17 protein-coding genes are annotated in these 22,020 nt (G+C 70.5%); 4 read left to right on the top strand and 13 right to left on the bottom strand.

Going from position 1 to position 22,020, the window contains the following annotated elements; all coding sequences use genetic code 11:
* Positions 1 to 25: 25 nt before the first annotated feature.
* From ABS735_RS13005 to ABS735_RS12980, 6 genes are read right to left on the bottom strand one after another with little or no spacing between them, the layout of a single operon-like run.
* Positions 26 to 922 (bottom strand): substrate-binding domain-containing protein, encoded by an 897-nt coding sequence (locus ABS735_RS13005; RefSeq protein ID WP_373905907.1) that lies wholly within the window; start codon positions 920 to 922, stop codon positions 26 to 28.
* An 11-nt stretch (positions 923 to 933) separates the two neighbouring features.
* Complete coding sequence (locus ABS735_RS13000; RefSeq protein WP_373905908.1) at positions 934 to 2,595, bottom strand: thiamine pyrophosphate-binding protein; 1,662 nt, start codon at positions 2,593 to 2,595, stop codon at positions 934 to 936.
* Positions 2,592 to 3,650, bottom strand: a complete 1,059-nt coding sequence (locus ABS735_RS12995; RefSeq protein ID WP_373905909.1) for an amidohydrolase family protein — start codon at positions 3,648 to 3,650, stop codon at positions 2,592 to 2,594. Before ABS735_RS12995 ends, ABS735_RS13000 begins: the two co-directional genes overlap by 4 nt.
* A 47-nt stretch (positions 3,651 to 3,697) precedes the next feature.
* Positions 3,698 to 4,558, bottom strand: a complete 861-nt coding sequence (locus ABS735_RS12990; RefSeq protein WP_373905910.1) for an HpcH/HpaI aldolase family protein — start codon at positions 4,556 to 4,558, stop codon at positions 3,698 to 3,700.
* Positions 4,555 to 5,262 carry an SRPBCC domain-containing protein gene (locus tag ABS735_RS12985; protein WP_373905911.1) on the bottom strand — a complete coding sequence of 236 codons (708 nt, stop codon included), beginning with the start codon at positions 5,260 to 5,262 and terminating at the stop codon, positions 4,555 to 4,557. The genes ABS735_RS12990 and ABS735_RS12985 overlap by 4 nt, the downstream gene beginning before the upstream one ends.
* Before the next feature lie 25 nt (positions 5,263 to 5,287).
* Complete coding sequence (locus ABS735_RS12980; protein ID WP_373905912.1) at positions 5,288 to 6,088, bottom strand: ABC transporter ATP-binding protein; 801 nt, start codon at positions 6,086 to 6,088, stop codon at positions 5,288 to 5,290.
* A gap of 1,423 nt (positions 6,089 to 7,511) precedes the next feature.
* On the opposite strand from ABS735_RS12980, the gene ABS735_RS12975 reads away from it, so the two are divergent.
* A complete protein-coding gene (locus ABS735_RS12975; RefSeq protein WP_373905913.1) occupies positions 7,512 to 8,552 on the top strand; it encodes a LacI family DNA-binding transcriptional regulator in 1,041 nt (346 codons plus the stop codon).
* Between the two features lie 410 nt (positions 8,553 to 8,962).
* Here the strand turns inward: ABS735_RS12975 and ABS735_RS12970 are convergent, their stop codons facing one another.
* Genes ABS735_RS12970 through ABS735_RS12960 form a run of 3 tightly spaced genes read right to left on the bottom strand, consistent with a single transcriptional unit; the run spans position 8,963 to position 12,437 of the window.
* Positions 8,963 to 9,673, bottom strand: coding sequence for a TSUP family transporter (locus ABS735_RS12970; protein ID WP_373905914.1), 711 nt, complete (start codon positions 9,671 to 9,673; stop codon positions 8,963 to 8,965).
* Positions 9,670 to 11,106: an amidohydrolase family protein gene (locus tag ABS735_RS12965; RefSeq protein ID WP_373905915.1), complete on the bottom strand. Its 1,437-nt coding sequence runs from the start codon at positions 11,104 to 11,106 to the stop codon at positions 9,670 to 9,672. The genes ABS735_RS12970 and ABS735_RS12965 overlap by 4 nt, the downstream gene beginning before the upstream one ends.
* The gene (locus tag ABS735_RS12960; protein ID WP_373906215.1) at positions 11,103 to 12,437 is read right to left on the bottom strand and encodes a uracil-xanthine permease family protein; all 1,335 of its coding nucleotides are present in this window, start codon (positions 12,435 to 12,437) and stop codon (positions 11,103 to 11,105) included. The genes ABS735_RS12965 and ABS735_RS12960 overlap by 4 nt, the downstream gene beginning before the upstream one ends.
* 429 nt (positions 12,438 to 12,866) lie before the next feature.
* Here ABS735_RS12960 and ABS735_RS12955 point away from each other — a divergent pair, with 429 nt between their 5' ends.
* The gene (locus tag ABS735_RS12955; RefSeq protein ID WP_373905916.1) at positions 12,867 to 13,082 is read left to right on the top strand and encodes a hypothetical protein; all 216 of its coding nucleotides are present in this window, start codon (positions 12,867 to 12,869) and stop codon (positions 13,080 to 13,082) included.
* A gap of 303 nt (positions 13,083 to 13,385) precedes the next feature.
* Here the strand turns inward: ABS735_RS12955 and ABS735_RS12950 are convergent, their stop codons facing one another.
* A complete protein-coding gene (locus ABS735_RS12950; protein ID WP_373905917.1) occupies positions 13,386 to 13,979 on the bottom strand; it encodes a GNAT family N-acetyltransferase in 594 nt (197 codons plus the stop codon).
* A 128-nt stretch (positions 13,980 to 14,107) separates the two neighbouring features.
* Here ABS735_RS12950 and ABS735_RS12945 point away from each other — a divergent pair, with 128 nt between their 5' ends.
* Positions 14,108 to 14,617, top strand: coding sequence for an SRPBCC family protein (locus ABS735_RS12945; protein WP_373905918.1), 510 nt, complete (start codon positions 14,108 to 14,110; stop codon positions 14,615 to 14,617).
* Between the two features lie 62 nt (positions 14,618 to 14,679).
* Here the strand turns inward: ABS735_RS12945 and ABS735_RS12940 are convergent, their stop codons facing one another.
* From ABS735_RS12940 to ABS735_RS12930, 3 genes are all read right to left on the bottom strand, one after another.
* Entirely contained in the window at positions 14,680 to 15,606 is a 927-nt protein-coding gene (locus ABS735_RS12940) for a hypothetical protein (RefSeq protein WP_373905919.1), read from the bottom strand.
* A 5-nt stretch (positions 15,607 to 15,611) separates the two neighbouring features.
* Positions 15,612 to 16,715: a C40 family peptidase gene (locus ABS735_RS12935; protein ID WP_373905920.1), complete on the bottom strand. Its 1,104-nt coding sequence runs from the start codon at positions 16,713 to 16,715 to the stop codon at positions 15,612 to 15,614.
* Between the two features lie 181 nt (positions 16,716 to 16,896).
* Entirely contained in the window at positions 16,897 to 18,621 is a 1,725-nt protein-coding gene (locus tag ABS735_RS12930; RefSeq protein ID WP_373905921.1) for a carbohydrate-binding module family 20 domain-containing protein, read from the bottom strand.
* Positions 18,622 to 19,012: 391 nt separating this feature from the next.
* Between ABS735_RS12930 and ABS735_RS12925 the strand changes: the two genes are divergently transcribed.
* Positions 19,013 to 22,012 carry a carbohydrate binding domain-containing protein gene (locus ABS735_RS12925; RefSeq protein ID WP_373906216.1) on the top strand — a complete coding sequence of 1,000 codons (3,000 nt, stop codon included), beginning with the start codon at positions 19,013 to 19,015 and terminating at the stop codon, positions 22,010 to 22,012.
* The last annotated feature ends 8 nt before the right edge of the window (positions 22,013 to 22,020 follow it).

The raw sequence follows: 22,020 nt of genomic DNA, 5'->3' as shown, positions 1-22,020 counted from the left end.
TCGTGTGCGCGACGGGTCGGTCGGCTCAGTCGGCGAGGAACGCCATGTCCCTCTCGATGCCGACGAGGTCGACCGGGGTGCGCACCACCTGTTGCTCCAGCGCGTATCGGGCCGCGATGTGGAGGCAGTTGACCAGGGCGTCGCTCCAACCGGCGGCGACCGCGCGGCCGGCCGGTGTCGCCGGGTCGCGTTGCGCCGCCGTGTCCGCGATCGTCTGCGCGAGGGCCCGGTACAGGGCGGTGACCGCGTCGCGTTCGGTCTTCAGGACGTCGTCGCGGACCACGAGCAGATGGTTGGCGGGCACGGTGCCGTGCCGCTCGCACCAGGCCCGGCCCGCGGCCTCCGCGTCCTTGATCACCGGAACGAGAGGGGTGCCCTGCGTGCCGATCGCGCGCGGGCCCAGCACCGCCGCGTCCACATCACCGGCGCGGAGCAGCTCGGCGACGCTCCCGCTCGCCCACCGCTCGACGTTCGTGGGGTCGCGGTACGACGCGACGTGCGCTTCCTCGGTGGTGACCCAGGTGATCTCGGAGGCGTGGACGCCGTAGTCCTCGCGCAGGATGCCACGCACCCACAGGCCGGTGGTCTGGCCGTACGAGCGGACGCCGATCCGTTTGCCGGCCAGCCGCCGCGGGTCGAGCTCCGGCGAGTCGGGCAGCCGGGTGAGCGAGCCGTGGTGGGCGGCGCCGATCAGGACGACCGGGAGCAGTGTGACGGGCACCCCGGCCTCGCGCGCCTGGAGGAACGTGGCGACGGGCATCTCGCAGACGTCGAACGCGAGGTCGCGGACCATCCGCGGGAAGGCGGAGTACAGCGGCTTGGCCGTCCGGAAGCGGCATTCCACCCCGTCGACCGGGACCGTGCCGTCCTTGAGCGGGCGGGTGTGCGGGTAGTCCCCGAGAAGGACGTCGAGCTTCGTCATGTCCGTCCCCCTCACACGTCCTCGCCGTACCAGAGGCGGCGGTAGGGCGGACTGAGCACGCTGCGGGTGATGCGTACGTCGATGACGGTCGGGCGGGGATCGCGGACGTAGTCGGCGAGGGCCTCGCGGAGTTCCTCGACGGTGCGGACGGTCGCGCCGGAGCCGCCGAGTGTCACCGCGACGGGTCCCAGCTCGGGCGTCGGGATCACGGCGAGCTCCGGATCGAGGTCCTTGGCCGCCGACTTGTGGTACTCGGCGCCGAGCCCCTCGTCGTTCATGACGACGACCAGCAGCGGCAGTCCGTAGCGGCAGGCGGTCTCGAACTCGGGCAGGTGCATCAGGAAACTGGCGTCGCCCTCGACCACGAAGGAAGGCCGTCCGCCGTCCGCGACGATCTTGCCGATGGTGATGAGGGGGGCCTGGCCGATGGCACCGAACATGCCGTAGTTGGAGACGATCTCGCGCGAGCGCTGGAACAGCATGGTGCCGAAGTCCGTCTGGTGGCCGCTGCCCAGCACCAGGTCGATCTCGCCGGGCAGTTCGGCGTCGAGGACGGCGATCGCCTCGCGCGGGTCGATCCGGCCGGGTTCCCGGACGTACTCGTCAGGGTCGATGAGCGGTGCGGTCAGGCGGTTGCGTACGTCCGCGGTGTGGAAACCCTCGACGTGGACGTTGCGCCGGCCCAGCTCCCGCTCCAGCGCGGTGAGGGCGGTGACGGCGTCGGCCCGCAGGTAGCAGTCGGCCGCGGCGCCGTTGCCCATGACCAGGTGTTCGGCGGTGTCGATCTGTACGTACTTCGCCTCGGGGAAGAGGTAGCCGTGCTCGGTGGTGTAGTGGTTGAGGCTGGCGCCGACGGCGATCACGCAGTCGGCCTCCTGGAGCAGTTCCATCGCGGTCCGGTTGCCGAACAGGCCGGCGATGCCGACGTGGTGGTCGGTGCGGTCGCGCAGCCAGTTCTTGGCCTGGAGCGTGGTGGCGACGAGGGCGCCGGTGCGCTCCTGCAGGCTCAGGATCTGGTCGGCGGCCCCGGCCCGGCGCGCTCCGCGGCCCACGACGATCACGGCGCGCTTGCTCGCCTGCACGATGTCGGCGGCGCGGGCGATACGGTCCGGGTCCGGCAACGGACGCTGGTGGTCGATCAGTTCGGTGGAGGGTACGTAGGGCAGGGCGTCGTCGCCGTCGGAGTACTCGTGCAGCTGGATGTCCATCGGCGCGCTGAGCATCACCGGGCGGGACTCGGTGCGGGCGAGGTGGAAGGCCCGCTGGACGACGTCCTCGGCCTGGTCGGCGCGGTCCAGGTGGATGAAGGCACACTCGATCGCGGCGGCGAAACGTGCCTGGTCGAGGTACTGGGCGGCGGCCTTGTCGCCCCAGGCGGTCTCTCCGCAGAAGGCGACCAGCGGGGTGCGGGCCCGCGCCGCGACGATCATCGAGGTGGCGAGCTGCGAGACCCCGGGCCCGCTGGTCGTGGTGATCACGCCGGGCTGCCCGGCCGCTCGCGCCCAGCCGTCGGCCATGCCGAGGCCGGATCCTTCGTGCCGCACCTCGTACAGGTTCACGCCCCGTTCGGCGAGGGCGTTCATCCAGTGCATGTTGGCGTCGCCCATCATGCCGAAGACGTCCCGCGTGCCTTCTCGGAGGAACGCCTCGGCCATGGCTTCGTAGACCTTCACTTGGCACCCGCCTCGTTGTTCTCGGAGTGGTCCAGGACGTTCCGCAGCCGGGGGAAGACGCGCAGGGCGTTCTCGGCCTCGATGAGCCGGCGGTCGTCGTCGGTGAGTGTGCCGACGGAGTCGAGGAGGTGCTTGGTGTCGTCGAAGCGGTGGCCCGTCTCGGGGTCGATGCCGCGGACGGCGCCGATCATCTCGGAGGCGAACAGGATGTTCTGCGCGGGGACGATGTCCGTCAGCAGCTCCATACCTCGCCGGTGGTACACGCAGGTGTCGAAGAAGACGTTGCGCAGCACCAGCTCCTCGAGCGGGGGCCGGCCCTGGTCCTGCATGACGCCCCGGTAGCGGCCCCAGTGGTAGGGGACGGCCCCGCCGCCGTGCGGGATGATGACCTTCAGCGTCGGGAAGTCCTTGAACAGGTCCGACGTGCACAGCTGCATGAAGACGGCGGTGTCGCCGGCCAGGTAGTGGGCGCAGGTGCCCTGCAGGGCGGGGTTGCGCGACATCGCCACGTGGAGCATCGCGGGGACGTCCAGCTCCACCATCTTCTCGTAGAGCGGGTAGTACACCTTGTCGGTGAGCGGCGGCGCCTGCCAGTAGCCGTCGGAGGGGTCGGGGTTGAGGAGGCAGCCGACGAAGCCGAGTTCGCTCACGCAGCGCTCCAGTTCCGCGGCGCTGGCGCGGACGGAGGAGGCGAGGGCCTCGCCGGGCGACTGGGGAAGCTGGCAGACGCCCACGAAGCGGTTGGGGAAGAGGCCGCAGACCCGGGCGATCAGGTCGTTGCTGACCCGGGACCAGTCGAGGCTGGTCCGCTCGTCGCCGTAGTGGTGGGCCATCTTGCCCGCGCCCGGGGAGAACAGTGCCACGTCGACGCCGCGCTCGTCCTGGAGCTTGAGCTGGCCCTTCTCGATGGCGGTCCTGATGGCGTCGTCGTCGATGTGGAGTTCGTCGGGCGAGAGATGTGTGCCCGATTCCTCGAAGGCGCGGATCTGTTTCTCCCGCCATTGACCGAGGGCGGGAGGAGCAGTGGTGAAATGACCATGACAGTCGATGAGCACGGGGACTCCGGAGGTGTTCAGCAGGGGGTGGGAGGAGAAGGCCGGTCTCAGGCGCGGCCGGTGAGGGAATGCCCCAGGTCGAGGCCCGGGTACGTACGCACCGGCGCGGTCATCAGGAAGCGGTAGCCGTCGTCGAGGACCTGCTTGACGTTGTCGGCTGTGACGTGCGGGTGGCCCACGGGAACGCCCCGGGCATGACACGCGTCCAGGACACGGCGCTTGCACTCGGCCATGCGCGGGTGGTCGTACTGGCGAGGGATGCCGAGCTCCTGGCTCATGTCGCCCTCGCCGATGACGACGAGACCGATGCCCGGTACCTCGTCGAGCATGCGCGGCAGGTTCTCGATGCCCCGCTGGTCCTCGATCATGAGGGCGACGAGGATCTCCCCGTCCGGGTCGAGCGGCCACACGTCGCTGCGGGTGTAGTACTCCTGATTGGTCAGACCCCAGTAGCGGGCCGCCGTCCCCGGGCTGTCGCCGCGCAGCCCGGCCGGTTCGTACCGCGGGTCGCCGGCCAGGGAGGGGTAGCGGCACGCCGCGACCGCGTTGCGCGCCTCCTCGACGGTGGAGATGTGCGGCCAGACGACACCGAAGGCGCCGAGGTCGAGGACCTGCTTGGCGTGCCACTGGGCCCGCTCGGCCCCGTTGGCGGGGATGCGCACGATCGGGGTGAGTGCCGGCCCCGGCTCGTCGGAGGTGCGGATCTGGCGCCGGTTCAGCAGGTACTGGAAGGTGTCGCGCAGGGCGACGGCGTCCCACGGCTTGTGCTCCATCTCGAAGACGAGAGCGTCGTAGGAGGTGGTGGAGAAGTCGATCGCCGCGGCGGGTTCGGCCGGCGAGAAGGACGCGAAGACGTGCTCGCCGGCCGCGAGGCGGCGGATGACCTTGTTGAGCCGCTGGGCTGTCACGGACGGCCTCCTCGGGAGGGTGCGGTCGAGGCGGTGGACGGGGACCGGTCCGGGCGGGAGGGCGGCGGTAGGGAACGCCCGCGGCCGAACAGACGGGCCAGCCGCTCACGGATCCGCCGCCAGAGCCCCGGGCGAGCCGGTGCGACCAGGACGGTTTCGTCGGCCACAGGGGCCGCGGTTTCGGTGTGGACGGGTCCGGCGTGGACGGAACCGGCGTGGACGGGTTCGGCGTGGACGGGTTCGGCGTGGACGGGTTCGGCGCAGAGCTGGGTGAATGCCTCCGAGAACTCCCGGGTCATCTTCTTCACCACGACACCGGCACCCGACTCGATGAGGGGCGCGAGCTTGCCGGAGAGGTTGACCTCACCGTTCATCGAAACCTGTGAGCCGCCCGTCGCCGGGTCCTCGGTCACGGCGAAGACGGCGGTCCCGTGGAACCGGGTCGCTCCCTGGCCGTCCCGGCCCCGTGCGGTGAGCCGGCCCTCCCGCTCGGCCTCGTCCAGCTCCAGTGTGACCCGGGCGGCGAACTTGACCCGGATGCCGCCGAACCTGACGACCAGGAGCGCGTCGAAGGAGCCGTCGTCGTGGGACTCACCCAGCTCCGCGCCCCCGACACACGAGACGACGGCGGAGGGGTCGGAGACGACCTCCCAGACCCGGTCCGGCGGGCTCGGTACGTCGATCAGTTCCGCAAGGGATATCAAGGGTTGAACCTCGTTTCGCGCATCGCTATGCGGCGTCGAACGCCTTCACGTCCGACTTGAACAGGCTCCACAGGTCGTTGTAGAGCTCTGAGAACTCGTGCGACTCGATGAGGGAGCCGATGGTGCGCGGCCGCCCGAAGGGGATGGGGAGGACGCGCCGGACGGTGCCCGGCCCCTCCGACATGACGACGACCTGGTCGGCCAGGTAGATGGCCTCGTTGAGGTCGTGCGTGACGAAGACCAGCGTGCCCTGCTGCTCCTCCCAGAGGTTGAGCAGTTCCTGCTGGAGCCCCAGCCGGGTGATGGCGTCCAGCGGCCCGAAGGGCTCGTCCATCAGCACGATGGAGGGCTCGTAGATGAGCGCGCGGGCGATCGCACAGCGTTTGCGCATGCCTCCGGACAGCTCACGCGGGTAGTGGTCCTCGAACCCGGTGAGGCCCACGACGCCGATCCAGTGGGCGATGCGTTCCTCCCGCTCCGCCTTCGGCACCTTGCGGAACTTCAGAGCCAGGCCGATGTTGGCCTTGACGGTCAGCCAGGGCAGCAGATCCGTCTGCTGGGTCACGTACGCGGCGTCCGAGTTGACGGCGGTGACCTCTTCGCCGCCGAAGTACACCCGGCCCTTGGACGGCTTGAGCAGGCCGGCGGCCAGGTTGAGCAGGGTGCTCTTCCCACAGCCGCTGGGGCCGATCACTGCGACGGACGTGCCACGTTCGATCTGGAACGACACGTCCCGAATGGCGGGTCGATGGCTGCCGGGGAACTCCAGGGTCACGTCCTCGAAGCGGAGGGCTTCCGCTTGTGGAGCGCGCTTGTTGGTCGACATCTTCGTCTCCTCGGCCACGCCTCGTGCGAGGGAGCGGCCTGGCGCATCGTCTGTGCGGTGGATGGGGTGTGCAGGTGCGGTCGATCACCACGAGGCCTGTTGACGGCACGCGGAACCGCACGGGACCGAACTCGCCTGCGGACAGCCTCGGTTCGGTGAAGTCATCGAGATTGTCCGACAAGATCTGAGTGGAACGTAACCCCTGTGACCCACCTCAGCAAGATGCACGCAAGGAAATCCTGCACAAAGAACGTCGGCCAACGCCGAGAGAGATCAGGATTGTGTGACAATCAGTGGCCGTCGACACGGCCCGGAACGCACCTGGGGGCGGGCGCAGCGAGCCAGGCGGGCATCGTTCTGCGCGTCGTTGGCCGTGTCCTGCGGGCAGGGCCGCAGCGGTACGACCGTCGCCGACGGTCGGCCCCGTCGTACTGGGCACGGTTGTTCACCGGCCGCGAGGCTGTCTACAGCGCAGTACGAATCGGCCGTGCAGGCCGCGCAGCCTTAGATGCCGCCGGACGACGGTCCCGGGAGGGCGGCCGGCGCAGGATGCCGGAGACATCGAGGGCGGAGGCCAGTTCGTCACTGACGGCGGCCACCTCGCTCCTGGGGGGGGCGCCGAGGCGGGCGGCGGCGGAGGTCGAGCGCCCCGGCTTCGCGGACGGCACGGCGTTCGGCGACACGTGCGACGGCACTGGCGGGGTCGTCACCGACGAGTACGGTCGCGGCACCGGGACGCTGTGCGTACGACCGTCGCCGACGGTCGGCCCCGTCGTACTGGGCTCACTCCGATCCCGCATCGTCGTGCTCGACATCGACGCGGACCTGGAGGGCAAGTACTCCCGCAGCTACGTACGCGGAAGCAGGAGCGGCCGAGGCCTCCTCCCGCACCGGACGTGTACCGCCCCCGTCGTCCGACGATCCTCCGGAGCACCCCGCGAGCACCATCGTTCCCGCTGCCGCAACACAGATCACGCCCGTGGCTGACCTCGCCCTGCGCACGAAAGATCCCCCCGTCCCCGATCTTGCTTCACTCGCCGTCAACCGCCTTCTTCTCACCGTGGTTCACACGTGCGGCCTCGCAGGCGGTCAAGGCGGCCACGAAGACTGTCGGCCGAGCCACTGCTCTTCCCCGGGGCCGACCCGTACCTCAGGATGCCGTGGAGCGAAGGCACGGACAATCGCCGGTTTCGCGTGATCGGATAGGCCTGGGGTTATCGGTGGAACCACGAGACGTCGAGATCTTCCTGGCGGGCGCCTCTTCGTGCGCAACAGCCGCCGCGTCGAACTGACCCCCATGGGCGCCCAGCTGCGCAAGGACCTCAGCACGGGGCACCGACGGATACTCGATGGCACCCGTGCGCCGCCCGTCGGCGAAGATGGTCACGTCCACCGTCCACGTCGGTGAGGAGTTTTCGCGCAGATGGCCACTTCCGCACCCGGTCCGAGGCCGCCCACGATCGCCGACGTCGCACGTCTCGCCGGTGTATCGCGCACGACCGTGTCGCACGCCCTGAACGGACTGGGCAAGGTCGATCCCCGCACCCGGGAGCGTGTCCGGCAGGCCGCGGCGGAGCTCGGCTACCGTCCCAACCTGCGGGCCCAGCGCCTGCGGCGGGGGCAGGCGAAGGCCATCGCGCTGGCCTCTTCCATGCCGTTCGCGGTGGCGGGCGGGCCCTCGCGGCTCGGGTTCTACATGGAGGTCGCGGCGGCCGCCGCCGAGAGCGCCCTCCTGCACGACTACGCCCTCGTGCTCGTACCGCCCGTGCAGTCGGGTTCCGCGCTGTACTCCGTGGACATCGACGGAGCCATCGTGGTCGAGCCGGAGGTGGACGACGCGGCGGCAGCCCAGTTGCGCGAACGCGGGCTGCCGTATGTGGCACTCGGCCGGCCCGTCTCGCCCGACGAGGACGTCCCATACGTCGATCTGCGCGGCGGCCTGGTGGCGGAGCTGCTGCTCGATCACTTGCGAGAACAGGGGGCGGAGCGGCCGGCGCTGATCGTGGGCTCCGGTTCCCGGCACTCGTCCGTCGACGCGCTCACCGCTTACGAGCGGGCCACCGACCGGTACGGCTGGGATCCGGTCGTGGCGCGCGTCGTGGAGTCGGGTGGCGAGCAGGCCGGGTACGACGCCTGTGCCGCCCTGCTCGCCGAACACCCGGCGACCGACGCGGTCTGTGCGCTCGTCGATGCCTTCGCGGTGGGCGCGGTCCGGGCGATCCGGGACAGCGGGCGGACCGTACCGGACGACGTCATGGTCGTCACCCGCTACGACGGCCTGCGTGCCCGCACCTGCGAGCCGCCGCTGACGGCGGTCGACCTGCACCTGGACCGTGCCGCGTCCGACGCGGTGGAGCTGCTCCTGGCCCGGCTCCGCGGGGACACGGCCACCGCGTCGGTGACGGTACCCCCGCCGCCACGGGTGATCGCCCGCGCGTCGTCGACACGGGCGACCGGAGCCTGACCCGGGGACAGCAGCCTGACCCGGTGCGGGGGATGACTCGGGGGCGGAGACCTGAACCGGTCCGCGGACCTGTCCGGATCAGGTGGCCCGAACCGGTCCGGGGCCTGTCCCGGATCAGGTGGCCTGGCCCGGTCCGGCAAGCTGTCACGGACCGGGAGCCTGGCTCGGTGCGGAGGCCTGAACCGGTCCGCGGGCCTGCCCCGGATCAGGGGCTGAACCGGGACGGCAAGCTGTCACGGATCGGGGGCCTGACTCGGTGCGGAGGCCTGAACCGGTCCGCGGGCCTGCCCCGGATCAGGAGGCCGACCCGGACCGGGAGGCCGACCCGGACCGGGGGGGGCCGACCCGGACCGACAACCTGACCCGGACCGGGCACCTGCCCCGGTCGGAGAGGCCCAGGCCGCAGGACCTCACACCCCCAGCATCAGCACGAGTCCCGAGACCAGTGCGAAGACCAGGACGAACAGGCGCATCCTGCGGGCGTCCAGGCGGTGGTGCACCAAGCGGCTGAGCCAGGCGCCGACGGCGATCGCCGGGAGGAGCAGGGCGGCCTGGCCCAGTTCGGCGGGTGCGGCCTTCCCCGTCGCGAAGAGCAGGAGCAGGGAGGCGACCTCGCCGACGAGGAAGCAGGCGGCGACCGTCGAGCGCAGTTCGGCAGGGGGCCGGTGCTGGTAGACCAGCGCGAGCGGCGGGCCGCCCACGCCGGTCGCCGTCTCCGTCAGTCCGGTGACCGCGCCCGCGCCGACGTACGCCGCCCGCCCCGGCGCGAACGTGGGCGCCGTCAGGCTGACCACCGCCGCGAGCACCGTGGCGACGCCCACGAACAGGCCGAGACTGCGTTCCGGGATCAGCCAGAGCAGGGCCAGCCCGGCCGGCGTGGCGGCGAGTCTCGCCCCGGTGATCCAGCCGGCGCCGCGCAGGTCGAGCGACGCCCGTTCACGCCAGGCGACGTACAGGTTGAGCGGGATCATCGACGCCAGGACGAACACGGGGACCAGGCCGGGGTCGATGAACCCGGCGACGGGTGCGACGATCAGCGCGAAGCCGAGTCCGCTGCTGCCCTGGACGAACGCGGCGACTGCCACCGCCGCGGCGAGAACCGCCAGCATCTGCGCGCTCAACGCCGTGCACTCTCCTTCCGGTCCTCGTGCCGCGCCCGGGCCGCCGTCGACGTGGGATGCACCCGGGTGACGTCGGCCCTGGCGACGGCGGCGCGGGCCAGTTCGGCCGCCCGGCTCACCAGCGCGGGCCCGTCCCAGCCGGTGGGCCGACCCTGCCACATCCGCAGGTGTCCGGCGACGAACACGGCGGTGATCTGGTCCCGGTTGCCGCGCCGGACGAGTTCCCACGGCAGGTCCCACGAGAGGGCCAGTTCCGGGGTGTCGACGTCGACGAGGAGGAAGTCCGCCGCCTTTCCCCGTTCCACGGTGCCGGTGAGGGCGCCGAGGCCGACGGCGTCCGCTCCCCCGCGGGCGCCGCGCTCCAGCCAGGTCCAGCCGGCGCCGCACGACGAGTCGCCGGTCGCCAGCCCGTACGCGAGCCGCTGGGCGAACTCGGCGGCGTCGGCGAGCCGGAAGCCGTCACCGCGGGTGCCGTCGGTGCCGATGCCGAAGCGCACGCCGCGCTCGGCCATGGCCGTGGCGGGCGCGACCGCGTTGCCCTTCCAGGCACTGGCGACGGGGTTGTAGCTGACGGCGGTTCCCGTGTCGGCGAGCAGGGTCAGCTCGCGCGGGGTGAGGAGCGTGGCGTGCGCGGCGAGCAACTGGGGGCCCAGCGCGCCGACGCGGTGCAGGTGTTCGAGGGGCCGCAGTCCGTGCCGTATCAGGGAGCGTTCCACGGCGGCGAGGTGTTCGTTGACGTGTATCTGGACGACGGTACCCGCTTCCGCGGCCATGCGGGCCGTTGCGCGCAGGGTGTGCTCGGTGGCCGCCTCGGGGATCGACACGGCCAGAGAGGGGTGCACGAGGGGGTCGCCGGTGTAGCGGGCGAGGTGCTTCTCCGCGTTCTCCAGGACGGCCGGGTCTCCGGGGCCGCCCGTGCCGTCCGCGCCGCCCGTGCCGTCCGCGTCGTTGCAGATCAGCCCGAGCACGCAGCGTATCCCGGCGTCCCGCGCGGCCGAGGCGACCACGTCCACGTCGACGTCGGCGCGGGTGCCGGCGTCGGCGACGGTGGTGAAGCCGCCGCGCAGTGCCTCGAGCGCCGCCAACTTGGCCGCCGTATAGGCCGCCTCCTCGTCCAGCGCGCCCTCCAGCGGTACCCAGACCCGGCGGAAGATCTCGGAGGGCTCCCCGAAGGCGAGTGCGGCGCCGAAGCTCTGGGTGAGGTGGTGGTGGGTGTCGACGAAGCCGGGCATCAGCAGATGGCCGGGGAGCCGGACGGCGTCCAGGTCCGGGTGGGTGCGGGCCAGTTCGTCCGCCGGTCCCACGGCGGCGAAGCGGCCGTCGTCGACCACGATCGCCCACTGGTCGACGGGGCCTTCGGGCAACAGCACCGAGCCCGGTACGAGCAGGAGCGGGCCGGGGTGGGCGAGGGCGTCACGGTCGGGTCGGTTCATCGGTCGCTTCCTGTGCGCGGTGTGGTCAGGCGGGCGACGATGCCGGGCCTGACGTGGTGGAAGAGGATGTTGAGGACGGCGGCGGTGAACGTGCCGACGGCCACGCCGCTTTCGATGAGGATGCGGACGTTGGGCGGGAAGCCCCCGTACACGCCGGGTACGAGGATGGGCAGCAGCCCGAGGGCGAGGGCGACGGCGCAGACGAACGTGCTGGTGTGCTTGTCGAGGTCGGACCGGCCGAGCATCTGGACGCCGAGCACGGTGATGACGCCGAAGACGACCATGGCGGTGCCGCCGACGACCGCGGTGGGGATCACGCTGATCGCGCGGGTGACGGGGGCGAGGATGCCGATGGCGATGAGTACGGCGCCGGCCGCGGCGGTGACGAAGCGGCTGCGCACGCCGGTGACGCGGACGATGCCGATGTTCTCGCCGCTGGTGACCATGAGCGGCAGGCCGAAGAAGCCGCCGAAGAGTGAGGTGAGGGCGTCGCCGCGGACGGTCTTGGGCACGTCGGTGCGAGTGTCGATCCGCTTGCCGACGGCCTCGGCGTTGATGACGGTCTGACCGGTGGCCTCGGCCATGGAGGCAAGGGTGTAGAGCATCAGGGGCAGCGCGGCGACGAGGTTGAACTGGGGTGAGCCGAAGGGCATCAGGTGCGGCAGGTTCACCAGGCCGCCGCCCATCGCATCGGCGCCCGCCCCGTCGATCGCGCCGGTCGCGGCCGCGAGCGCTGCGCCTGCCAGCAGGCCGAGCATCACGGCGAGTTGCCTCAGGACGCCGGTGAAGAACAGGTAGAAGGCGACGGTGAAGCCGATCGTGGCCATGCCGAGGCCCAGATTGCCGGGGTCGGCGAAGCCGGGCGAGCCGGGCTGGCCGGTGACGAGCACGGCACCGACCTTCACCAGGTTGACGCCGACGATGACGATCATGGTGCCGATGACGAGGGCGGGGAAGTACGCGAGGAGCCGGGAGAAGAGGGGCAGGACGACGAAGGTGAACACCGCCGTCAGGATCACCGCGCCGGTGGCGGTGCGCAGGCCGTGCTGCTCGGCGATGGCGAGGAAGAGGATGAGCGGGGCCCCGCCCGGCAGCATCACGAACGGCAGCCGGGGTCCGAACTTCCAGATGCCGAGCGACTGGACGAGGGATCCGACGCCGGACAGCACGAAGGCCGCCGAGAGCAGGTCCACGGTGAGACCGGTGTCGAGCCCGAGGGTGGCGCTCATCAGGAAGATCGCCGAGATCGGGGTCGCGGCCATGACGAGGACGTGCTGGATGCCGAAGAGCAGAATCCGGCCGAGCGGACGCGCCTCGTCCACGGGGTGCACCCCGGCCCGGCTGTCGGCATCTGTGGCCGGGGGCGGGGGGCCGGCGTCGGCCGGAGACAGGGTGTCGTTCGGGCTGTCGCCCTCGGAGCGGGGGTTCCCGTCCGGGCGGACGGTCCGTGTGGCGTGGGAGTCGGCACTCTGCGGGGCAGGACCGGTGGTCGGCACCGGACCGGCCGGGGGACGGTTCTGACGGGGACTGGACACGTTTCGGGCTCCGTTCGGGCATACGGGCACGTTCGGATTCTCAGCCGCGATCCGGCCCTGGACGGAGAGCCAAATCGATTTGGCCAAATCGATTTGGCCGTCAGTATGCGGAGCCCTCGGACCCAGCGTCAAGAGTCGGCGGCACTCGTCCGTTCTCCACCCTGGGCCGGTCCGGGGCGGCCGGCAGCACGGCCGTGCCCGCGGGTCGCTCCAGGAGAAGGGGGCGTGACGGGGCCTTGCGGCGCGCCCGCCTGGCGCGCGGGCGTCGTCGACTTCAGCGGCCTCGTCCAGGTCGTCGCAACGAACGATCCGGGTGGCGCCCCGTACGACCGGATCGTCTTCGTCTTCGCCTTCGTCTTCCCGCCTCCCGTCCAGCTGCCGGGACAGCAGTTGGATCCGCGCCCCCGTGACGTACCGGACCACCATTTTTCCGGAGCTTGAACGGGACGTCTTCCACGCGCGCGGCCCACATGCCCGGGCTGACACGGTTCATCGCATGCGGGAGAGGATCGACCGCTTCGAACGCGAAGGGGCCCGGGATCAGCCGCCGACCAGTCGTTGACAAGTGCGACGCCTACCCGAATTCTGGCATGAGCACGTCCAGCACCACGCATCACGACTATCACCACCAGCATCACCGTCACGCACCACCGTCACCCCATCTTCAACGGAAGGACGCGACATGGCGCAGAAGATCGAGATACGCCCGCTGGACAAGAAGGAAACCACCGGCGACAGCAACAGTCAGGGCGCCTGAAGCAGGGAGTGTGGTCCGGCGCCGTCTCGGCGCCAGACCATGCTCTGCCCGGCCTCGGCCGCGGTCTGCGGCTCGTCCGGTTCTACGCGGAGCAGCCGGTAGCCGATCCGGGGCGGGATCTCGGCGCTCCGGACGTTGGCCCGGTCGCAGTGGATCTCCATGGCCTTGACGCCGGGGAGCCCGAGGCCCTCCTCGGTCAGCGCGGCCGCTGCCCGGGTGGCGAGCCCGCGGCCGGTGGCCGGGGAACAGACCCAGTAGCCGATCTCCAGGACGCCGTCCTCGCCGTTCGGGAACATCGCGCCTCCGCCGATCACCTGGTCGAGACGGTCCGGCGGGGTCAGCACGTAGACGAACGACCGGCCGGCGTCCCAGTCCGCGTCCTGTGCGGCGCGGAACCCCTCGGTCTCCTCCCGGGTGGGCGGGTGCTGGGCCCAGCGAAGCCACTCACCGAGGTGCTCGACATCGGCGGCGACCGCGTCGATGAACGCGTCGTCGGAGACCAGGGAACGCCGTCGCAGTACGGAACCGTCCGGCAGTTGGATGTTCTCGCGCGGAAGTCTGGAAAGAGAACCCTCTGTCATGTCTGCATCTTGACCTACCCGGCCGGCCACTTGAAGGGGGCCGACACCGGTCCGGTCGGCCGTCCGCACCGGCCGCCGTACCATGAGGCTACTTGCCAGTAGCTCTGCCGTCCCCGGAAGGTGCCGCCGTGCCCCGCGTTCTCACCGTGACCCGCAGCATCCTCGTCGACGTCCCGCCCGACGCGGCCTACGCGGCGGTGTCCCGCCCCGGCGACATGGGCCGGTGGAGCCCGGAGAACCTCGGGACGGCACCGGGCACGCCGGACGGGCCCGCGACGACGGGCAGCAGTTTCGTCGGACGCAACAAGCGCGGGGCGTTCCGGTGGGTGACCCGGTGCACGGTCACCGCGGCCGACCCCGGGCGCCGGTTCGCGTTCCGGGTGCACGCCATCGGGGTACGGCGGCCGCGCCTGCGTGGCCCGATCGCCACCTGGGAGTACCGCTTCGCTCCGCAGGGGACCGGTACGCGGGTGACGGAGACGTGGACCGACGACCGGCGGGCCTGGCCCGACGCCGTCGCCGCCGCCTTCGACCGGGTGGTCACCGGCGGCCGGACGTTCGCCGAGTTCCAGGTCGGCAACATCGACCGGACCCTGCGCAGCCTCAAGCGGGAGCTGGAGGCCGCCCGCCGGAGCTGACCGGGCGCGGGCCGCCGGACGGTTCTTCCGCCCTCGCCGACGGCATCCTGGGCGCCCCGCCCTCAGGCGGACGACCCCGGTGACCGGCCGGCCCGTCGGGTGAAGCGCCGCAGACCGCGCCGGGTGGGCTTGAGGGGTTTGTCCTCGGGGGCGTCGGGTGGCGGGGCCGCGCCGGGACCCGCGGTCAGGGCCGCGTGCGCGGACGGCGGCGCCACGGGGCGGCCGCCTTGTGCGAGCCGGCTCCGTACGGCCTGGGCCATGGCGTGGTGGGACGGTTCCTGCAGCAGGCCCGCCGCGGACAGCCGTTCCCACATGTGCAGCAGTTCCTGGCCCCGGGTGGCCACCTGACCCTCGTCCCACAGTCGTTGCCACGCCGCGGTGGCGCGGGCCACGTCGGGGGCGGCCCGGTTCAGGTCGGTGCGGCAGCGGATGCGGGCGACGGTCAGCGCGAGGACGGTGGAGAGCATGTGGTCGCCGCGCAGATACGCGAGGTACGCCTCGATCGCCCTTGCCTCCAGGGAGAGTTCGTCCTCGGCGCCCCGGCGCAGTGTGAGGTGCTCCCGCAGTGCGCTGGCGAGGACGAACGCGGCGTGCAGTTCCTCGCGCTGCGCGTGCTGGATGATGCGCTCGACGCGGGCGAGCGGGGGGAACGCGGCCTCCTCCGCGGCGGTGCGCTCACGCCCGGGCGGCAGGTCGTCCTCGTCGGCGATGGTCCGGCTCGACCCGTCGGGGTGCACCCGCAGCCGTGCCACCTGCTGCACGGTGCGGTCGATGACGGTGGCCGCGACCGGAGCCCCGAGGGTGCGGGCGAACATGGCGACGGCGTCGAGGATGGCCTCGTTGGGCGGCCGCATGCCTCCCATCTCCAGCAGGTGACCGTTGACCACCGTCGAACCGTCCTCGGCCACGTAGGCATCGAGGCGGATCAGCGGCGTGGCACCGAGCGCGGGCAGGTTCCCCTCGTCACGGGGGGTCAGTGAGTGGGTCATCCGGCTCAGGCTCCGGGTCGTACGACGCCGAGGACGGGCATGGAGGCGGCCGGCGCGGTCGTGATGTTGCGGCCGGGCCGCGGGGCGTGGACGATCTGTCCGCCTCCGATGTACATGCCCACGTGGGTGGCGTCGTCGTAGTAGATGATCAGATCTCCGGGACGGGCGGCGGACAGGCTGACGCGAGTCAGGCCGCTCCACTGTGCCTGCGAGGTGCGGGGAATGGGGTGTCCGGCCGCCGCCCATGCCGCGGAGGTGAGTCCGGAGCAGTCGTACGAGGACGGGCCGACCGCGCCCCACACGTACGGTTTGCCGATCTGCGCCATCGCGAAGCCGACGGCCTTCCCGGCAGCTCCGCTCACCTGCGTCCCGCCGCCGGGCCCTCCCCCCTTGCCCTTCCCCTTCCCCGCCGAACCGCCGGAGGAGCCGCCGGAGCCGGTCCACCCGGCCTCCGCCTGCTTGGCCCGCTCCTTTTCCAACTGGGCCAGTCTGCGGGTCTGTTCCTCTTCGAGTCCCGCCTCGATCCGCTCGGCCGTGGCGATCTTCTTCTCGATCTTCTGCTTCGCGGCGGCCTTGTCCGCGCGGCTGCTCTTCAGTTCCCGCAGTTCCTTCGTGGCGGCCTCGGTCTGCTCGCTCAGCTCCTCGCGGGCGCTCTTCTGGGTCTCGGAGACGTTGACCAGACCGCGCATGGCCTGGCGGGCCTGGGACGCCTCGTCGAGGGCCCCTTCCGGGTGGTCGCCGAGCAGCAGCTGGATGCCGGTGGCGGCGAGATCGCCCCCGCGGTACTGGGTGCGGGCGGCCGCTCCGGCGAGGTCGTGCAGGTCCTTCACCCGCTTCTCGGCACGGGTCAGGTCCTTGCGGAGGGTCGACAGCCGCTTCTCCTGTTTCGCCGCCTTCTCGTTGGCGGCGTTGTACGCCTCGGTGGCCACCTCCGCCTCGCGGTAGAGGCCGTCCAGTTCGTCGCGGATGTCCTCGATCGACTTGTCGGTGTGCGGGTCGGGTTCGCCCGGGGCCGCGTAACCGGGGCCGGGCGACAGGAGGATCGCGCAGACGAGGGTTGCTGTGGCGCCCCGGCTCAGTAACCGTCTGCCGCCGGTCGACACGTTCATGAGCTCCACTTTCAGAGGTCGCGTGCGGGCGGCTCAGACGGACGGCTGCCGCCGCCGTCGCCACCGCGGGTCACGTGGTGGGCCGTTCGAGCCTTGAACACATTACCTTCCCCCGAACGGCCCACCACGGTCTCCCCGCGTGTGTCAGCTTGCTCACACGCAACTGTTCATCGAGCGGTACTCAGTTGCGCCAGGTGTCGTTGAGCTCGATCTTTGTGGTGTTCACCGTCGCGGTGCGGTTGGCGCCGCTCTCCCAGGTCACGTTGCCCGCCTGGTCCTTGCGGAGGTACTTGTACTCAAAGGTCGTGCCCGCGGGGAGTGCGACGTCCCGCTTCCACACCGGGTAGGCGGCGGGGTCGAGTTCGAGGGCGCTGCCCGGGTTCCAGTTGCCGAGTTCGGGCCGGTTTCCGGTCACGTAGACGTTCTGGCCCCAGTTGGTGGTGGCGTTGACCGCGAAGGACACGCCGGAGGCCACCGGTTCGGGGTCGCCGGGATCGCTTCCGCCGTCACACGTACGAGCGCCCACGTGCAGGGCCACGGCCGTGTCGGCGCCCAGGGTGGCGGTGAACCGGCCTGCCCCGTCGACCGTGACGCCTTTGCCCGACTGGACGTCGCAGTAGGCACCGGCGGGCAGCGACGTCTGGAACGTACGGGTGAGCGAGGAGCCTTCGTGGTTGATGGCGACGTACGCCTTCGAGCCGCGTCCGAAGGCGATCTGGTCGCCGCCGTTGTCCCACCAGTCGGTCACGCCCTGGCCGCGGGCGGCGTTGCGGAATGCGACCATGGAGGAGATCTCGCGCCAGGCGTGCTGGCACTTCCAGCCGTCGTTGTAGCAGGCGTTCACCTGACCGCCGTTGGGCGGCCCGGCGTCGTGGTCGGTGAACTCGTAGCCGGAGTGGACGTCGGGGCTGCCGTAGGGCCAGGCCAGCATGAAGACGTGTGCCAGGGTGTAGGAGGCGCCGTCCTTGTAGGTGAGGGTCTCGCCGTTGCGCTCGGTGTCGTGGTTGGTGACGAAGACGGCGGACTCGTCCGAGGGCATGTAGTCCCAGGCCTCGCCGAAGTCCTTCAGGTACGCGAGGTTCTCGCCGTTGAAGACCCGCTTGAGGTCGCGTGCGTAGCGGAACTCCTGTACGTCGCCGCTGCCGAGGTACTCGGTCGGCGAGACGGCCTCGCCGGCGCCGTAGATCGCCTCGTGCTTCCAGTACACGTTCGGGTTGCTCAGGCGGGACTTGATGTCGGCCAGGTCGCCGGCGGCCATGTGCTTGGCCGCGTCGATCCGGAAGCCGTCGACACCGAGGGACAGCAGGTCGTTGAGGTAACCGGCGATCTTCCCCCGTACGTAGTCCTCGCCGGTGTCCAGGTCCGCGAGCCCGACCAGCTCGCACTCCTGGACGTTGAAGCGGTCGCCGTAGTTGTTGATCTGCGAGGTGCAGTTGTCGAGGTCGTTCGACGAGTAGACGCCGGGATAGTTGTACTTGGTGTACGACGAGCCGCCGGTGCCCGTGCCGTTGCCGGCCGACATGTGATTGATGACCGAGTCGGCGACGACCTTCACGCCGGCCGCGTGACAGGTGTCGACCATGCTCTTGAACTGGGCGCGGTCACCGAGGCGGCCCGCGATCTTGTAGCTCACCGGTTGGTACGACGTCCACCACTGTCCGCCCTGGATGTGCTCCTGGGGCGGTGAGACCTGGACGAAGCCGTAGCCGGCCGGTCCGAGGGTGTCGGTGCAGGCCTGGGCGACGGAGCTGAACTTCCACTCGAACATCACCGCGGTGACGTCCTTGTCTCCGGGTGGGGACGCCTGGGCCGGCGCCGCGGTGGCCAGGAGGCTGCCGGCCACGCCGGCGGTGAGGGCGAGCGCGGTGGCGGTGACTCTTCGCGCTGTGCTGGTGTTCCCGTGCATGGAGTCTCCCGTGTGAGGGTGCGGGTGTGCCGGGGGGCGGTGCCGACGGGTGTCCGGGGAGTCGACACCCGCTTGCAACACGTTGCAGCAAGATGTCTGCAAGATGTTGCGGTCGTGACCGTAAGGGTGGCGTTCAACCACGGTCAACCCTTTGGACGAGTCCTGCACACGAGCCACATGACGTGGCGTCAACTCATGCGCGAGACAGATGCTCACGGTCCGGCGCAGTCCAGAAAGTTGGAGCGAGACCCCTTTACGACGCCGTCGCCCACGGGTAACTTCCCGCTGCCGAAAGGAGTTTCTGAAACTTTCCGTTCACCCTTTCAGATCCTGGGCTCGAACCGGCCGCGGCACCGCCGCCCCCGCTTCCCTGGAGACACGCATGAGACGCATGAGACGCAGCCGCATGCGGTTGCTCGGACGGCCGTTGGCCGCGACCGTCGCCGCCGGCGCCGTTCTCGCAATGGTGCCCGCGCCACCGGGCATCCCCTCCCCCGCAACCGACCCCGCCGCGGCGGCAGCCACGGCCGACAACACGGCGACCGTCTTCTACTACACGAAGACGAAGAACTGGGACCGGTACAACCTGCACTACGCGCCCGACGGCGGCTCCTGGACCGAGGTCCCCGGCGTGGCGATGGAGACCGCGTGCACCGACTGGGTGAAGAAGACGGTCACCCTGGGCAGCGCCGAAGGGCTGCGGGCCACCTTCAACAACGGCTCGGGCACCTGGGACAACAACGCGGGCAAGAACTACGCCCTCGGCACCGGAGACATCACGGTCAAGGACGGCGTGATCGCGCACTCCGACCCCTGCGACGGGGGCCAGGACCCTGACCCGACGCCGGGGGACGGCAACCGGGCCACCGTCTACTACTCCACCCGGTCCCTCGGCTGGACCACCGCCAACCTCCACTACCAGCCGGCGGGCGGCTCCTGGACCGCCGTGCCGGGCGTCGGCATGCAGACCGCCTGCGCCGGCTGGTGGAAGAAGGACGTCGACCTGGGCACGGCCACCTCCATGAAGGCCGCCTTCAACAACGGCAACGGCGTGTGGGACAACAACAAGGGCGCCGACTACACCCTGCCCACCGGCGTCACCACCGTCGCCGACAACACGGTCACCGCGGACGCCGACGACCCCTGCGCCGAGGAGGTTCCCGACACGCAGGCGCCGACCGTTCCCGCCGGGGTGAGCGCGCAGGCCGACGGCGTGTCCGTCGTGCTGACCTGGGAGCCGTCCACCGACGACACGGGCGTCGCCAAGTACCAGGTGACCCGCACCGGTGGCACCAGGGGCGAGGTCGTGAGCGACGTCGGCTCCACCGTCTTCTCCGACACCGGCCTCGAGGAGAAGACCACCTACACGTACACCGTCAGGGCCGTGGACGCCGCCGGCAACGTCTCCGCGGCCTCGGCCGCCGGGATCGCCACCACCGGCACGAAACCGCCGGCGCCCGCCGCGGGCAAGCCCCTGGCCACCGATCCCCGCAAGGACCCGATCTACTTCGTCCTCACCGCCCGTTTCAACGACGGTGACAACTCCAACAACCGCGGGGGCAACCAGCACGAGAGGTCCGGCAACGCGGCGAACAACGACCCGATGTTCCGCGGCGACTTCAAGGGCCTGGTGAACAAGCTCGACTACATCAAGGGCCTCGGCTTCTCCGCCGTGTGGATCACTCCGGTGGTCCTCAACCGCTCGGACTACGACTACCACGGCTACCACGGCTACGACTTCTACAAGGTGGACCCGCGTCTGGAGTCCGCCGGCGCCTCCTACCAGGACCTCATCAACGCCGCCCACGCCAAGGGCATGAAGATCTACCAGGACGTCGTCTACAACCACTCCTCGCGCTGGGGCGCCAAGGGCCTGTTCACCCCGACCGTCTACGGCGTGCGCGACTCCCAGTGGAGCTGGTACTACGACGAGAAGCAGCCCGGTTTCGAGTACGACGGCCTGACCGTCGAACCCAAGAGCGGCAAGTCGTACTACAACGGCGACCTCTGGTCCACGGCCGAACCGAGCGGCAACACCTGCGTCGACTGGGGCAGGCCCACCGGCGCCAAGAGCCCCGAGGGCTACACCATCTACAACTGCCAGTGGCCCAGCCCGACGTCCGGGATGTTCCCCAAGGCGCTCTACCACAACTGCTGGATCGGCAACTGGGAGGGTGAGGACTCCCGTTCCTGCTGGCTGCACGACGACCTCGCCGACTTCAACACCGAGAACGCGCAGGTGCAGAACTACCTGATCGGCGCCTACAACAAGTACATCGACATGGGCGTCGACGGCTTCCGGGTCGACACGGCCGTCCACGTCCCGCGCACCACCTGGAACCGCCGCTTCCTGCCCGCGATCCAGGAGCGCGTCGCCCAGCAGCACGGTGCCGAGGCCGCGAAGAACTTCTTCGTCTTCGGCGAGGTCGCGGCCTTCGTCAATGACAAGTGGAACCGGGGCTCGGTCAACCACTCGGCGCAGTTCTACACGTGGAAGGAGCGCAAGGAGTACAGCGCCGACGACGAGAAGGCCGCCCTGGAGATGTACGAGTACGAGCAGCAGCAGGGCCCGGGGAACCAGCCCACGTCCACCAACGCCTTCCTGGAGGGCAACAGCTACCACACCCCGGACCACAGCCGCTTCTCCGGCATGAACGTCATCGACATGCGCATGCACATGAACTTCGGTGACGCGAACAACGCCTTCCACAACGGCAAGGACTCCGACGACAGCTACAACGACGCCACGTACAACGTCGTCTACGTCGACAGCCACGACTACGGCCCCAACAAGAGCAGCGAGCGCTACACGGGCGGCACCGACGCCTGGGCCGAGAACATGTCCCTGATGTGGACCTTCCGCGGCATTCCCACGCTGTACTACGGATCGGAGATCGAGTTCCAGAAGGGCAAGAAGATCGACTGCGGCCCCACCTGCCCCCTCGCGACAACCGGCCGCGCCTACTACGGCGACCACATCGCCGGCGACGTCAAGGCCTCCGACTTCTCCGAGGTCGACTCGGCCACCGGCGCCGTCGCAACGACCCTGGAACAGCCACTGGTCAAGCACGTACAGCGGCTGAACCAGATCCGCCGGGCCGTCCCCGCCCTGCAGATGGGCCAGTACTCCACGGACGGCATCACCGGCGACATGGCCTTCAAGCGGCGCTACACCGACGGCGGCACGGACAGCTTCGCCCTCGTCACCGTCTCGGGCGGCGCCACCTACAGCGGCATCCCCAACGGCACGTACCGGGACGCGGTCACCGGCGACACCAAGACCGTCACCGACGGCGCCCTCACCGTCGCCGCCCCCGGCAAGGGCAACCTGCGGGTGTACGTCCTGAACGGTGCCGGGAAGATCGGAGCGGACGGCCCCTACCTGAAGTAGCCGATCCT

The organism is Streptomyces sp. MMCC 100, from assembly GCF_041538145.2.
Lineage (GTDB): Bacteria > Actinomycetota > Actinomycetes > Streptomycetales > Streptomycetaceae > Streptomyces.
Note: the sequence above shows the minus strand (reverse complement) of the source record. Positions and strands in the feature narration are given on the sequence as shown.

What these genes read in the sequence shown, in the direction of transcription:
- ABS735_RS12975 (WP_373905913.1), top strand. Translation starts at nt 7,512, where the DNA reads ATGGCCACTTCCGCACCCGGTCCGAGGCCGCCCACGATCGCCGACGTC.
- ABS735_RS12940 (WP_373905919.1), bottom strand. Translation starts at nt 15,606, where the DNA reads ATGACCCACTCACTGACCCCCCGTGACGAGGGGAACCTGCCCGCGCTC.
- ABS735_RS12965 (WP_373905915.1), bottom strand. Translation starts at nt 11,106, where the DNA reads ATGAACCGACCCGACCGTGACGCCCTCGCCCACCCCGGCCCGCTCCTG.
- ABS735_RS12980 (WP_373905912.1), bottom strand. Translation starts at nt 6,088, where the DNA reads ATGTCGACCAACAAGCGCGCTCCACAAGCGGAAGCCCTCCGCTTCGAG.
- ABS735_RS12925 (WP_373906216.1), top strand. Translation starts at nt 19,013, where the DNA reads ATGAGACGCAGCCGCATGCGGTTGCTCGGACGGCCGTTGGCCGCGACC.
- ABS735_RS12950 (WP_373905917.1), bottom strand. Translation starts at nt 13,979, where the DNA reads ATGACAGAGGGTTCTCTTTCCAGACTTCCGCGCGAGAACATCCAACTG.
- ABS735_RS13005 (WP_373905907.1), bottom strand. Translation starts at nt 922, where the DNA reads ATGACGAAGCTCGACGTCCTTCTCGGGGACTACCCGCACACCCGCCCG.
- ABS735_RS12935 (WP_373905920.1), bottom strand. Translation starts at nt 16,715, where the DNA reads ATGAACGTGTCGACCGGCGGCAGACGGTTACTGAGCCGGGGCGCCACA.
- ABS735_RS12930 (WP_373905921.1), bottom strand. Translation starts at nt 18,621, where the DNA reads ATGCACGGGAACACCAGCACAGCGCGAAGAGTCACCGCCACCGCGCTC.